The following is a 12,951-nucleotide window of genomic DNA, read 5'->3' as shown; positions in this document are numbered from 1 at the left end:
ATGCCTAGCTTAAATGAATAAATCTTGCTGCGCCCGTGGCGGGCGAAAATCCCGCGTGTTTAAGCCCTGCTCGGTGCGATCCTGCAACTTCCAATGGCGGCTCGCGCGGGCAAAGCGTTGCTCAATTAAGTCTGCAAAGACTCCTTCACCGCGAAAGCGCTTTCCAAATTTGGCATCGTACGCCTTACCACCTCGACACTGGCGCATTAAACTCATCACTTTAGTGGCGCGCTCGGGGTAGTGGGCTTCTAGCCACGCCTCAAATAGTGGTGCGACTTCATAGGGTAAGCGCAGCAGCATCCAGGCAGCCGTGCGTGCGCCTGCGCGGCTAGCGGCTTCCAAAAGCTTTTCGATTTCATGATCCGTTAGTCCGGGAATAACCGGCGAAATCAGCGTACCCACTGGGATGCCCGCGGTATTAAGTTCGCGGATTGCCCGTAAACGCGCCTGGGGCGAAGCCGCCCGTGGTTCTAAGGTGCGTTTTAAATTGGCATCCAGACTGGTCAAACTGACAAATACACGTACCAAACGGTGCTCGGCCATTTCCGCTAGTAGCTCTAAATCGCGCAGCACCAGCGTACTTTTAGTCACTAACGTTACCGGGTGTCGGCACTCCAATAGCAGTTCCAGCAAACGCCGGGTGGTTTGGTGGGTGGCTTCTAAAGGCTGGTAGCAGTCGGTGTTACCGGAAAGGTTGATAGGACGACATACGTAATTAGGCTGACAAAGCTCCTCTTTTAACCGCTCAACTAAACCGCTGCGGGCAATTAGTTTGGTTTCAAAATCCAACCCTGGCGACAAATCCCAGTAAGCATGCGAGGGTCGTGCGTAGCAGTAAACGCAACCATGTTCACAGCCTCGGTAAGGATTAAGCGAGCGATCAAACGGTAAATCCGGCGATTTATTCCACGACAGCGCGCTTTTGCTCACTTCTTCTCGCACTTCGGTGGCGATAGTCGTAGAGGCCTCTTCCCGCCACCAGCCGTCATCTTCCGCTACGCTACGGGTAGGCGCAAAACGGTTGTGCGGGTCGTACGTTGCCCCGCGACCCTTATAGGAGCTTGGTGGGCCAAGAGATGTCATGGTTCACCTCTTTTTACATGATTTTATATGGCTATGTTGTCATCTTCTGTTGATGTGCTTTAAATATACTGTATAAAATACTGTATGTGTAGCCTTCGTGTGGAGAGCGCCATGAAGAAAGCAGACTTCAAAATCCTTGAGAGGACACTTTCCAGCCTTCCTGTTGAGCGCAAGAAATACATAGCGGAACGACTTCTTGGGCAAATCAGCTCACAGGCAGACACTCTGATTGATACCTTAAGCCATCACTTTCCATGCCCACATTGTGGCGGCGAGCACGCTGTTAAGTGGGGACGCAGCGGTGGCCTACAGCGGTATCGATGCCGGAATCCCGAGTGTCACAAAACATTCAACGCCCTTACAGGCAAGCCCTTAGCCAAGCTGCAACATCGAGATAAATGGTTCGACTACCTGCGCTGCATGCGAGACAGCTTGACGTTGCGCGCCTCAGCGGCCCGAGTGGGTATTGATTTGAAGACGGCTTTCCGATGGCGTCATCGTTTCCTGAAAACGAGTGCTCAAGACAATGCCAACCCACTATCCGGCATCATTGAGGTAGACGAAACCTTCTTCCTGGAGTCCTGCAAAGGAAAGCGTCAGATTACTCACCGCAAACCTCGCAAGCGTGGGGGACAAGGCAATGTTAAGAAAAAAGAACAAAAAATTCAGGTGCTTATTGCGCGAGACCGTAATGGAAAGGTCAGTGATTTGGTTGATCCGGCGCTCCAAAAATCGACTGTTCATGAGTTTCTGGCGCCGATCATCGATCGCGACTCGATTTTATGCTCTGACGGACACAGCTGGTATAAAACCTTCTCTCGCGACTACGGCATTGCCCATCATCGACTCATCGTATTCGATAATCAGCGAGTGATCGGCAAGGAATACCACATTCAGAACGTGAACAGCTATATGAGCCGCTTGAAGGGGTGGATGGGGCGCTTTCATGGGGTGGGGACAGCGTACTTACCTAATTACTTGGCATGGCGACGGTTATTTGAAACCACAAGGCCAGCCGAGGAAGCGTGGCTTCGTGCGGCGATAGGCGCTGACCAACAGCAGATGCCAACATAGCCTTTTATATACAGTAGTTGTGAAGGGCAAAGAAATCAATAGCCAGTCAATTAATTAACTTGCAGTAGCTAAAAGGGCGCTACCCAAAGAACTATCGTGGGTTTAATGTGCTAGGTGGGTTTGTGATCAAAAAAACAGTGAGAAAACGTTATGTCGAAAGTGGCCATCGTGACAGGTGGAAGCAGAGGTATCGGAGCAGCCACCGCAAAATTGCTGGGCGCAAAAGGCTATGCAGTGTGCGTCAACTATCTTGCGAACAGGGATCGCGCGAATAAAGTGGTGGATACCATTGTACGTAACGGTGGCCGAGCGTTTGCCTATCAAGCGGATGTTAGTAGTGAAGCTGACGTTATTCGCCTGTTTGATGCAGCAGAAGAGCGCTTTGGCGAGGTGACGCATTTGGTTAATAATGCAGGCATTCTGTTTACTCAATCCAAGCTGGTCGATATCGACCTTGAGCGCTTCAACCAAGTGCTTAATAGCAACGTGGTTAGCTGTTTCCTGTGTTCCAGAGAAGCCGTCAGGCGCTTCCCAGCAGGTAGTGCAATCGTCAATGTCTCATCGCTTGCCTCGCAAACAGGCTCCCCCTTTGAATATGTTGACTACGCTGCATCGAAAGGTGCCATGGACACCCTAACCAAGGGGTTGTCACGTGAAGTTGCTGGCTCGGGGATTCGTGTTAACGCTGTTCGTCCCGGTTTTATCTACACTGATATGCATGCCGATGGTGGAGAGCCAGGGCGGGTTGACCGTTTAGCTCCCCAGGTTCCTATGCAGCGTGGCGGTAGCGCTGAAGAAGTGGCTAATACCATCGCTTGGTTGCTATCGGACGAAGCCTCTTATGTAACGGGGTCATTCATTGATGTAGCAGGCGGGCGGTAATGCTGTTCTTCCCCTATATTTCAAACGTTCTAAATGGATGCTGCTTTTGACAAGGAAAGGTCTTAACTCATGACACTTCAACAACACTTCGAACAGTTGGCCACTTATAACCAGTGGATGAACACTAAACTATATGATGCCGCCAGTAAGCTGAGCGACTCTGAACTGACTGAAGAGCGTGGCGCGTTCTTCGGCTCGATTTTTGGCACACTGAACCACATCGTGGTAGCCGACACGATTTGGCTCAAACGGTTTGCAACACATGCCTCTTCTTCCGCACGGACGCTTGAGGTAATGGTGGCACTACCTACACCAGCTCGTCTTGATCAGATCCTCTTTGATGACTTGAAGGGATTGAAAGCGCATCGCCAATGGCTCGATACCGTGATTATTAACTGGGTAGCGGCGCTCACAGATGACGAGTTGAGTACCACGCTGAGTTATGACAACATAAAAGGAGTGGCCTCAAAACGGCGCTACTCAAGCTTGATTGTTCACTTGTTCACTTGTTCAATCACCAAACCCACCACCGCGGACAGTTAAGTACTTTGTGCTCCCAGGCCGGTATCGATATTGGTGTCACAGATCTGTTGGAACTGATTCCGGATGAGGCATAAGGTTAATTAGCAGTAACAGATTAATCGGGTGATCCATTTGTGATTACGACCTATGAATATACTGACTTTAAAACTGGTGCTATGAACGTTTTTTCGATCCTACTGATACGGGTATTAGCAATTTACCTTGCGCTGAATCCTCTTCTGTCAGTGTCACCGATACTGTTTAGCTCAGGCTCGGGTGAGTCAAGAAGCGAGTGGTTACCTGTGTTGGTAGCAGGGGCGTTGATACCCATGGTAGTGGGCGTAACATTGTGGTTTTCAGCGCGGACATTAGCGAACAAAATCCATGCTGGTTCTGCCGCAGAGTCAGGTGTAAATATTAGTGAAGCAGGCATGGTGCGGGCAGGTAGCTTTCTCATAGGCGTCTATCTGTTTGTTCAACATATAGGCACAGCGATTAGCCAGTGGGCCTGGGGAGGTATTATTGCCTATGGTTCGCTGTCCGTTATCGTGCTCAGCATGGGATTGATAGTAGGAACCCATTCTATGGGTAAGCTATATAAGAAGATTAAGTACGCAGGTGGAGGTTTGTAGACGATGGTAAATATCCACTGTAGCGGTACAGTCTAAAGTTCGTTCTGACTCTCTAGTTTATGGTTGTTATGTAGCTTGCCCTAGATATGCAAAAACGAACGCCTTGGTTCTTTCAAGCCAAGGCGTTGCTTTTCTATCGATTTACCAACCTATCCGTTCAACGCTCCTTCCGTGATGGCTTCTTATCAGCACTGGCCGGTGCGGTTTCCTTTTCGCTGCTGCCGCCATTGGCGAAGTGGGCACGCACCAGTTCCAGCAGGCCTTGCGTGGAGGTGTCGAAATCGGCGGCGTTGGTGTCGATGCGTTCGCTGATTTCGCCGGCGATGCGTTTGCCGAGTTGCACGCCCCACTGGTCAAAGGAGTTGATGTTCCAGATGACCCCTTGCACAAACACCTTGTGCTCGTAGAGCGCGATCAGTGCCCCCAGGTTTTTGGGCGTTAGTTCATCCAGCAGTAGGGTGCTGGAAGGGCGGTTGCCGGGGCAGCTGTAGGGGTCGTGTTGGCTTAGCTCTTTGCTATCCCCTTGGCTGCCTTCCATAAAGGCGTTGGCCTGGGCGAGCATATTGGTCAGCAGGGCGAAGTGGTGGTCTTCCACGCCGGGCTCGGGCTTGAGTGAGGCAATAAAGTCGATGGGCACGTAGCGGGTGCCCTGGTGCAGCAGCTGGAAGAAGGCGTGCTGGCCGTTGGAGCCGGTTTGCCCCCAGACAATCGGGCCGGTTTTGTAATTCACCGGGTGGCCGAAAATATCCACCGACTTACCGTTAGACTCCATATCCAGCTGCTGCAGGAAAGAGGGCAGTTGGTTCAAAGCTTGATCGTAGGGCACGATGGCTTGGGTTTCGGCACCGACAAAGTTGATGTACCAAATACCAATCAGCGCCATCAGCACCGGCATATTTTGCGAGAAAGGCGCATTGATGAAATGGTTATCCATCTCATGAGCGCCTTCCAGCAGCTCGATAAAGCCTTCGAAACCGATCGAAAGCGCAATCGGCAGCCCGATGGATGACCACATTGAGTAGCGTCCACCGACCCAGGCCCAGAATTCGAACACGTTCTCTTCGCGAATGCCGAACTCCATCGCCGCTTTGCGGTTGGTGGAGGCGGCAATAAAGTGCGCGCCCACGTCGGCGTCTTCACCAGCGTTCTCTACAAACCAACGCCTTGCGGTTTTGGCGTTTAGCAGTGTCTCCTGGGTAGAGAAGGTTTTGGTGGAGACAATAAACAGCGTGGTGGCTGGATCAAGGCGCGAGAGCACCTTTTGGATATGGGTGCCGTCCACGTTGGAGACGAAGTGGAAGTGCAGCTCCGGGTGGCGGTATTTGAGCAGCGCGCGAACCGCCATATTGGGGCCGAGATCGGAGCCGCCAATACCGATATTGACCACGTCTTTAATGCGTTTGCCGCTGTAACCTTTCCACTCGCCGCTGCGTACCGCCTCTGAGAACAGTTTGATCTGCTCGCGGGTGCGGGTGATCTCCGGCATGACATCTTCGCCGTCCACATAAACCGGCTCATCGCCTAAGTGGCGCAGAGCCGTATGCAGTACTGGGCGGTTTTCGGTAACGTTGATAATATCGCCGGAGAACATCTGTGCCCGGCGCTGTACCAGGGCGGAGTGGTCGGCTAGCTCAATCAGCTTGGTAAGCACTTCATCGGAGACGTGATGCTTGGAGTAGTCAAGAAACAGACCGCCCACCCGTAAACTCATTTTCTCAAAGCGCTGCGGGTCATTGGTGAAGTAGTCACGAATGCGGTCGTTAGCGGTCTTGTCGCGCAGGCGTTCGAGTGCCTGCCAGGTAACACTACGAGTGAGCTGAAACATAGGGCGATCCGTTTGTTATAAGTGAACGTGGTAATCAAATACAAAAGTGGCGTTATGTAAAAATACTACATAAAAAATGACAAAGAGTAGAGGGTATAAGTGGCGTGAAAAGGTATTAAATGCGTAAAGCGACGTATTTAAAAGGGCAGGCATGTTCGCCTGCCCTCACTTTTTGGTAACAGCGGTTAGGTGGCGAGTGCTACCTGTGCCGCATCACGTTTGATAAACGCATAGCCTAAACCGGTCACCAACGAGCCAGCTACAATAGCGCCAAGGTAGAGCAGTGCCGGAGTAATGGCGTTGGGGATCAGCAGTACAAAGATGCCGCCGTGAGGCGCCATCAACTTTGCGCCTACCAGCATTGATAGGGCGCCGGTAAGGGCACCGCCAGCAATACAGGCGGGGATAACGCGTAGCGGGTCTTTCGCCGCAAAGGGAATCGCGCCTTCACTGATAAAGCACAGGCCCAATACAAAAGAGGCTTTGCCCGCTTCGCGCTCCGGTGCCGAGAACTTGTTGCGCGCTACAAAGCTGGCAATGCCCATACCAATGGCAGGTACCATACCCGCCGCCATAATCGCCGCCATGGGGCCGTAGGTTTCGGAGGCTAGCAGACCCACGCCAAAGGTGTACGCGGCTTTGTTGACCGGGCCACCCAGATCGAAGCACATCATCGCGCCGAGCAGGATACCCAGCAGCACCGCGTTAGTGGAGCCCATGGATTCCAGGAAACTGGTCAGAGCATTAAGCAGCGCCGCGACCGGTTCGCCAATTACGTAAATCATGGTCAGGCCGGTGACCAAACTGGCGACTAGCGGAATGATCAGAATCGGTTTGAGGGATTCAACGCTGGAGGGCAGTTTGACGTAGCGCGTCACCGCCAGCGCCACATAGCCTGCCAGGAAACCTGCCAAAATACCGCCAATAAAACCGGAGCCGATATTGGCCGCCAGCATGCCGCCAATCATACCTGGCGCGATGCCGGGGCGGTCGGCGATGGAGTAGGCGATGTAGCCTGCCAGTACGGGAATCATCAGCGCAAAGGCGGTGCCGCCACCGATCTGCATCAATGCGGCGGCCAGGGTGCCTTCCTGCTCAAAGGCCTCAATACCGAACACAAAGGAGAGCGCAATTAGCAGACCGCCCGCCACCACCATCGGCAACATAAAGGACACGCCGGTAAGCAGGTGCTTATAAACTCCTTTCTCTTTGACGCTCTTATTAGCGTTGCCCGCACTGTTGCTGTCACTCTCTATAGCAGCCTCGTTGAGCGCGGCTTCAAGGGTGGGGCGGGGCTTCTTCAGCGCGTTGCCGGTCGAGGTGCGGTAGATGCGCTTGCCTGCGAACCGCGCAGGGTCAACGTCGATATCGCAAGCCAAAACGACCACATCGGCGTCGGCGATCTCTTCTTCTGTCAGTTGATATTGGGCGCCTACCGAGCCTTGAGTCTCAACACGGATCGCGTGGCCCATGGCTTTGCCCGCCTCTGCGAGTGCTTCGGCGGCCATAAAGGTATGAGCCACGCCGGTGGGGCAGGCAGTGACGGCAACGATTTTCTTGCCCCCCGCTTCGCTTGGCGTTGCGGCTTTAGCTGTAGCAGCTGGGGCGCTATAAATGGGCGCTTCACGCTTGGCCTGGGCGAGAAAACCACTGGGATCGGGGAGCGCGCTGGCAATCGGTGCTTGGAATAGCCGCTTGCCTTCAAAACGCTCTGGGGCAGGCACATGGTCAGCAGCCACCACGATCAAATCGGCAGTGGCGATCTGTTCGGCGGTGGCGGCCTGGAGCGGCGCGACTTCGCCGTGCATCTCCACGTGCACCGACCAGCCTTGGCGCTGGGCGGCTTGTTCCAGGCGCTTAGCCGCGAGGAAGGTGGTCGCCATGCCGCTGGGGCAGGCGGTAATCAGAATAATATTCATAGCGTGGCTCCCTCGGTGATGGTGTCATCAAGACGCCGTATCCGGGTGTGTTGTTGGAGTGAATCGAAATCGGCAGCGTGGGGGTTGCCCACACCCACGTGGCGCACGGCCTCGGCCGAGAGCGCGGTGGCGAAGCGAAGGGTCTGTTCAGGGGCGTGGCCACTCAGCAGGCCGTGGAGGATGCCAGCGACAAAGGTGTCGCCGGCGCAAACGGTATTGGTTGCGGTCACCTTGGGCGGCGTAGCGTGCCAAGCGCCCTGGGCGTTGACCCATAGCACTCCTTCGGCGCCCGCTGAAATCAATGCATTGGCGATGCCGCTTTCATGCAAGCGCTTAGCAGCATTCAAACGTGCATCGGCAGACGCCATGTCTTCGCCCGCCCACTCTGCCAGTTCGTTTTCATTAGGCTTAACACCAGCGGGGAGAGTCGCTATCGCCGCATTGAGTGCCGGGCCGCTGGTATCTACCCAGAGCGGTACGCCGCTGGCGTTTAAGTGGTTTAACAGCGCGCTGAAATCAATCAGTGACAGCCCGGGGGGCAGGCTGCCCGCCACAACGACCGCCTGGGGTGGTGTCACGCTGGAAAGCTCGATATTCAGTTTGTCGATCAGCGCCCGCAAATGCGTGGCGTCAATGGGCATGCCGGGGCCGTTAATGTCGGTAACGCGACCGCTCTGTTCAGCAATTTTGGCATTAATACGGGTTTCCCCCGGCACGCGCACAAAGGCGTCGGTCAGGGAGTACTGGGTAAATGCCAATTGGAAGGGAGCGTCGTTATCGGCACCTAAAAAACCGCTGACGGTGACGTCGTGGCCTAGATCCGCCAATACGCGGGCAACGTTAACGCCTTTGCCCGCTGCTTCTAACTGGGCGCTAGTGGTGCGGTTGACGCTACCCAACACCAACGACTCAAGGTTAAACGCCAAATCCAGCGCCGGGTTCAAGGTAATGCACAGCACGCGGGCCATTAGCGCGCCTCCAGTGCATCGCGCACTTCATCGCTGGTCGCTTGAGAAAGCGCCAACTGAGCGCTGGCTTGGGCATCAGCGAAGTCAAATTCGCGCAGGCGGGCCTTGACCAGCGGGATCTGCCGCGCGCTAACAGAAAGTTCGTCCACACCAAGGCCGACCAGCACCGGAATGGCTGTGGCATCCGAGGCCAGCTCGCCGCACACGCCCACCCATTTGCCTTGGGTATGGGCAGCCGCCACGGTCATCTGAATCAAACGCAGCACAGCAGGGTGCAAACCATCGGCTTGGGCCGAAAGCTCCGGGTGGCCGCGGTCAATGGCCAGGGTGTACTGGGTCAAGTCGTTGGTACCCACTGAGAAGAAGTCCACTTCAGCAGCAAGGCTGGGCGCTAGCAGTGCGCTGGAGGGTATTTCAATCATTACCCCAAGCTGTATATCGGTAGCGCGCTGGGAAGTAGGGATCTCTTGAAGAAGGCGGTCATAGATGGCTTTTACAGCGCGGAACTCGGCGATATCTTTGACCATCGGCAGCATGATACGCAGAGGACTGTCTTTGCCGGCCATCAACAGCGCGCGCAGTTGGGTTTCCAAAACGTCGGGCTGGGTCAGCGCTAAACGAATGCCGCGCAGGCCCAGGAAGGGATTGTCTTCCTGGGGCACCGGCCAGTAGGGCAGCGGTTTGTCGCCGCCGACATCGAGCGTGCGCGCGACCAGTGGGCGACCATCGAGTGCTTCAATCGCCTGGCGGTATTCGCCAATTTGGGTGGTTAAGTCTGGGGCGCTGGCGTGAGCCATAAATAGAAATTCAGTACGCAGCAGGCCAACGGCCTCGGCACCGCGCTCCACCGCATCGGCGGCGTGGGCGGTATTGCCCAGATTGGCAGCGACTTCGACACGGTGCCCATCGCGCGTTTGGGCGACCCCGAAGCGGCTTTCCCAGGCATCGGCTTCGCGCTGCTGAAGGTCGAGCAACTGTTGCTCGGCGCGCTGCAGGCGCGCTTCGGAAGGCTGCGATGTGACTCGGCCGCGTTCGCCATCCAGAATCATCATGCTGGCGTTGTTGAGCGCCATTACGGCCTGCCCAGCGCCGACGACAGCGGGGATACCCAATGCGCGAGCTAGAATAGCACTGTGCGCCGTGGCACCGCCGCGAACGGTGAGCAGGCCGCGTACCCGGGAAGTATCCAGGCGCGCCACATCGGAAGGGCCGATATCGTCCATGACCAGAATGTAAGGGTGATCCGGTGGTTCGGGAAGCGTGACATCGCAGAGTACGCCCAATACCCGGCGACCTACGTCGCGCAGGTCGGCAGCGCGCTCGGCCAGCAGGCGGTCGGCGAGCATCTCCTGGGCATGCGCCGCGGTTTCAATCGCCTCCCACCAACCCGCTTCCGCCGAGCGGCCTTCGCGAATGGCATCCGTCGCCGCATGATGGAGCTCCGGGTCGTCGAGCATCTCTTCGTGCATCGAAAGAATGTCGGCGACTTCGCCACCGGGGGCGTTATGCACCAAGGTTTCCAGTTGGGCGGCGCCCTCTTTTAGCGCGCTGTTTAAACGGCTGATTTCGTGTTCGGGGTCGCTGGCATGCTCGGCGTAGTCGAACTGCAGCGGACGAATGACAAACACAGGCGCAATGGCCAAGCCGGGGGATGCGGCAACGCCCGAATGCGGCGTGTCGGCCGTGAGGGGCTCGATATCCGGTTGGGCGGAGCTCGCTTGCGGGGTGCTGTCAATGCCGCCGTCAAAGGGTGTGACTTTCTCCCCCAGGCCCGATTCAACAGCTTCGGCGACGGCCTCTAGCGCTGCGCTTGCCTGCTCGCCCTCGGCTGAAAGCACCAGCCACTGGCCGCGGCGTGCGCCCAGGCCAATCACTTTGGTCAGGCTGGCGGCGGAAACCGGAGTAGCGCTGCCTTCTTCCAAGCGTGCCTGAATCGGCATGGCCTGGGCGCGGGCAATTTGCACCAGCTGTTTGGCGGGGCGGGCGTGCAGGCCATGGGGGTTGAGCACCCGTACCCGGCGAGTCTGAGTGCTGGCGGTTTCGCCTGCCAGAGTGGCTAACAGCTGCGCGCTGGTTTTGCCCACTAGGCTTTGGCTTTCGCTGTTTTCCAACACCGCCATCAGTTGCTCTAGCAGGGGGCGGTGGGCATCGCCATGGGCGGCTAGGCAGAACAACGCATGCACCGGATGACCAGCACTTTCCAGGCTTTGTTCAGCAGGTGTGGCCACCCCAAGCGCGGGCAGGTTAACGCCCTGGGCGCTGCTAGCCAGCCACAGCCCTTTACCTAACCAGGTTGGCTGTGCCGCGGCGACGGCGGAAATAAAGCTGTTATCGACACAGCCGCTTTGGCGTAAGCGGGCGGCTGCAGCCAGAGCGAGTTCTTGTAGGTCGCGAGCAGGAAAGTTGACGCATAGGGTGTCGGCATCCAGGCGCGGTTCTAATGCAGGTTTGGAAAGCAGGCGGGCTACATCTGCCGCGGAGGTGGCATTGGCCAGTTGCTCGGCAACGCCTTCGCGATCCAGCACGTGGGTTAGCTGGCGCAGGATATCCAGGTGTTCATCGTTTTGGGCGGCAATCGTTACCAGTACGTGCACCTGCTGGCCGTCGTGCCACTTGATCCCGTGTGGAAACTGCAACACGCGCACGCCCGTTTGCTTCACATACTGACGGCTTTCCGGCGTACCGTGGGGTATCGCAATGGCGTTGCCCAGAAACGTTGATGATTGTGCCTCGCGGGCGTGTAGGCCGTCGCGGTACTCGGCCTCAACCAATCCGGCGTCTACCAGCGCTTCAGCGGCACTGTCTAGCGCGGTTTGCCAGCTGTCGGCGTGGCGGCCTAGCAAGATGTCATTAGGGCCGAGTGTCAACATCGGAGTCTCCGTGTAGAACCATAGTCGTAGCGCATCGAAGTGAGCTAGATGAATCGTATCATCGGTGTATAGTTGGCTATGCTGAATCGATTCACTAAATGACACAAGGGTTGCTCTTTTAGACTTTGGTCTGGTAGGCGCTAACTTGCTGATAAACTGCCGAGTAACTTGAAGAGGAGCCACCATGACACTCGCCGATATTGCCCGGCTAGCCGGCGTCTCTCGCACCACTGCCAGCTACGTGATTAATGGCCAGGCCGAGCAGCGGCGCATTAGCGCAGCAACGATTGATAAAGTGATGGCAGTGGTTCGCCAGCACCGCTACCACATTGACCCTCAGGCAGCTGCGCTGCGCCGGGGGGCAAGCCGGTTGCTGGGACTGATCGTGCCGGACTTGGAAAATATCAGTTACGCCCGCCTGGCCAAGCGCCTGGAGCGTGGTGCCCGAGAGCAGGGGTATCAACTGCTGATCGTCAGTTCAGATGACTGCGCAGAAAGCGAACGTACCCTCGCCCTGGCGCTGCGAGCCCAGCGCTGTGAAGTGCTGATTACCGCCAGTTGCCTGCCCAGCGACGATACGTTTTATGCCGACCTGGTAGGCGAAGGCTGGTGCGTGGTAGGGATGGATCGAGGGCTAAATCCAGCGCTCTTTGCAAGCGTAGTAAGCAATGACCGCGCAGCGGCCAAGACATTGACCCATTCCGTCATCAGCAAGGCGACCAAGCGCGTTGCGTGGCTGGAGGCGATGCCGAGCCTGTCGATTAGCAGCGAACGGCGGGCGGGTTTTCAAGCGGCGCTTAACGGTACTGCAATTGACCCGCTTATTTTAAGTGGTACGCGCTACGAGCGTAGCGAAGGGGCATGTTTAGTCGCGCAACTTCTGGATGAGCTGGGCGGTGCCGACGCGCTGGTAACTGCCTCCTACACACTGATGGAAGGGGTATTTGATGTGTTCTTGGAGCGTGGCGGATTGCCTGAAAATACCCGCTTGGCCACCTTTGGTGATCACCGGCTGCTGGATTTTCTTCCCCAGCCGGTAAATTCAGCGCTGCAAGACTATGACCGTATCGCCGAATTAACGCTGAACTGCGCATTAGCCGCTATGAACGGCGACTATGAGTGCGGGCTGCAGGTGGTGGCGCGTCACCTGCATACCCGTTAGAGAGAGGGGCTTTG

Annotated in this window: 11 protein-coding genes; 6 read left to right on the top strand and 5 right to left on the bottom strand. The window is 56.2% G+C overall.

Annotated features, from left to right (window positions below; all coding sequences use genetic code 11):
* Positions 1 to 9 precede the first annotated feature (9 nt).
* Positions 10 to 1,083, bottom strand: coding sequence for a PA0069 family radical SAM protein (locus ACQE2I_RS10985; protein WP_427028148.1), 1,074 nt, complete (start codon positions 1,081 to 1,083; stop codon positions 10 to 12).
* A gap of 111 nt (positions 1,084 to 1,194) precedes the next feature.
* Here ACQE2I_RS10985 and ACQE2I_RS10980 point away from each other — a divergent pair, with 111 nt between their 5' ends.
* From ACQE2I_RS10980 to ACQE2I_RS10960, 5 genes are all read left to right on the top strand, one after another.
* Positions 1,195 to 2,157: an IS1595 family transposase gene (locus ACQE2I_RS10980; protein WP_427028147.1), complete on the top strand. Its 963-nt coding sequence runs from the start codon at positions 1,195 to 1,197 to the stop codon at positions 2,155 to 2,157.
* A gap of 150 nt (positions 2,158 to 2,307) precedes the next feature.
* Positions 2,308 to 3,039, top strand: coding sequence for an SDR family oxidoreductase (locus ACQE2I_RS10975; protein WP_427028146.1), 732 nt, complete (start codon positions 2,308 to 2,310; stop codon positions 3,037 to 3,039).
* A gap of 69 nt (positions 3,040 to 3,108) precedes the next feature.
* Positions 3,109 to 3,582 carry a DinB family protein gene (locus tag ACQE2I_RS10970; protein ID WP_427028145.1) on the top strand — a complete coding sequence of 158 codons (474 nt, stop codon included), beginning with the start codon at positions 3,109 to 3,111 and terminating at the stop codon, positions 3,580 to 3,582.
* A complete protein-coding gene (locus ACQE2I_RS10965; RefSeq protein ID WP_427028144.1) occupies positions 3,546 to 3,656 on the top strand; it encodes a DinB family protein in 111 nt (36 codons plus the stop codon). Before ACQE2I_RS10970 ends, ACQE2I_RS10965 begins: the two co-directional genes overlap by 37 nt.
* 39 nt (positions 3,657 to 3,695) lie before the next feature.
* A complete protein-coding gene (locus ACQE2I_RS10960; protein WP_427028143.1) occupies positions 3,696 to 4,193 on the top strand; it encodes a hypothetical protein in 498 nt (165 codons plus the stop codon).
* A 157-nt stretch (positions 4,194 to 4,350) separates the two neighbouring features.
* Here ACQE2I_RS10960 and pgi read toward each other — a convergent pair whose 3' ends face one another.
* The 4 genes from pgi to ptsP all read right to left on the bottom strand — a co-directional run bounded on the left by pgi (position 4,351) and on the right by ptsP (position 11,775).
* Entirely contained in the window at positions 4,351 to 6,018 is a 1,668-nt protein-coding gene (gene pgi, locus ACQE2I_RS10955; RefSeq protein WP_427028142.1) for a glucose-6-phosphate isomerase, read from the bottom strand.
* Positions 6,019 to 6,203: 185 nt separating this feature from the next.
* Positions 6,204 to 7,937 (bottom strand): PTS fructose-like transporter subunit IIB, encoded by a 1,734-nt coding sequence (locus ACQE2I_RS10950; RefSeq protein ID WP_427028141.1) that lies wholly within the window; start codon positions 7,935 to 7,937, stop codon positions 6,204 to 6,206.
* Positions 7,934 to 8,905, bottom strand: a complete 972-nt coding sequence (gene pfkB / locus ACQE2I_RS10945; RefSeq protein WP_427028140.1) for a 1-phosphofructokinase — start codon at positions 8,903 to 8,905, stop codon at positions 7,934 to 7,936. Before pfkB ends, ACQE2I_RS10950 begins: the two co-directional genes overlap by 4 nt.
* Positions 8,905 to 11,775 (bottom strand): phosphoenolpyruvate--protein phosphotransferase, encoded by a 2,871-nt coding sequence (ptsP, locus tag ACQE2I_RS10940; protein ID WP_427031442.1) that lies wholly within the window; start codon positions 11,773 to 11,775, stop codon positions 8,905 to 8,907. Before ptsP ends, pfkB begins: the two co-directional genes overlap by 1 nt.
* A 184-nt stretch (positions 11,776 to 11,959) precedes the next feature.
* Here ptsP and cra point away from each other — a divergent pair, with 184 nt between their 5' ends.
* Positions 11,960 to 12,937 carry a catabolite repressor/activator gene (cra, locus tag ACQE2I_RS10935; protein WP_427028139.1) on the top strand — a complete coding sequence of 326 codons (978 nt, stop codon included), beginning with the start codon at positions 11,960 to 11,962 and terminating at the stop codon, positions 12,935 to 12,937.
* Positions 12,938 to 12,951 lie beyond the last annotated feature (14 nt).

This window comes from Halomonas sp. H2 (assembly GCF_050215315.1).
Classification (GTDB): Bacteria; Pseudomonadota; Gammaproteobacteria; order Pseudomonadales; family Halomonadaceae; genus Vreelandella.
This window is presented reverse-complemented; position numbering and strand designations above follow the sequence as displayed.

Excerpts from the sequence above, each read along its gene's own strand:
- ACQE2I_RS10975 (WP_427028146.1), top strand. The coding sequence starts at position 2,308 with ATGTCGAAAGTGGCCATCGTGACAGGTGGAAGCAGAGGTATCGGAGCA.
- ptsP (WP_427031442.1), bottom strand. The coding sequence starts at position 11,775 with ATGTTGACACTCGGCCCTAATGACATCTTGCTAGGCCGCCACGCCGAC.
- pgi (WP_427028142.1), bottom strand. The coding sequence starts at position 6,018 with ATGTTTCAGCTCACTCGTAGTGTTACCTGGCAGGCACTCGAACGCCTG.
- ACQE2I_RS10985 (WP_427028148.1), bottom strand. The coding sequence starts at position 1,083 with ATGACATCTCTTGGCCCACCAAGCTCCTATAAGGGTCGCGGGGCAACG.
- cra (WP_427028139.1), top strand. The coding sequence starts at position 11,960 with ATGACACTCGCCGATATTGCCCGGCTAGCCGGCGTCTCTCGCACCACT.
- ACQE2I_RS10980 (WP_427028147.1), top strand. The coding sequence starts at position 1,195 with ATGAAGAAAGCAGACTTCAAAATCCTTGAGAGGACACTTTCCAGCCTT.
- pfkB (WP_427028140.1), bottom strand. The coding sequence starts at position 8,905 with ATGGCCCGCGTGCTGTGCATTACCTTGAACCCGGCGCTGGATTTGGCG.
- ACQE2I_RS10950 (WP_427028141.1), bottom strand. The coding sequence starts at position 7,937 with ATGAATATTATTCTGATTACCGCCTGCCCCAGCGGCATGGCGACCACC.
- ACQE2I_RS10970 (WP_427028145.1), top strand. The coding sequence starts at position 3,109 with ATGACACTTCAACAACACTTCGAACAGTTGGCCACTTATAACCAGTGG.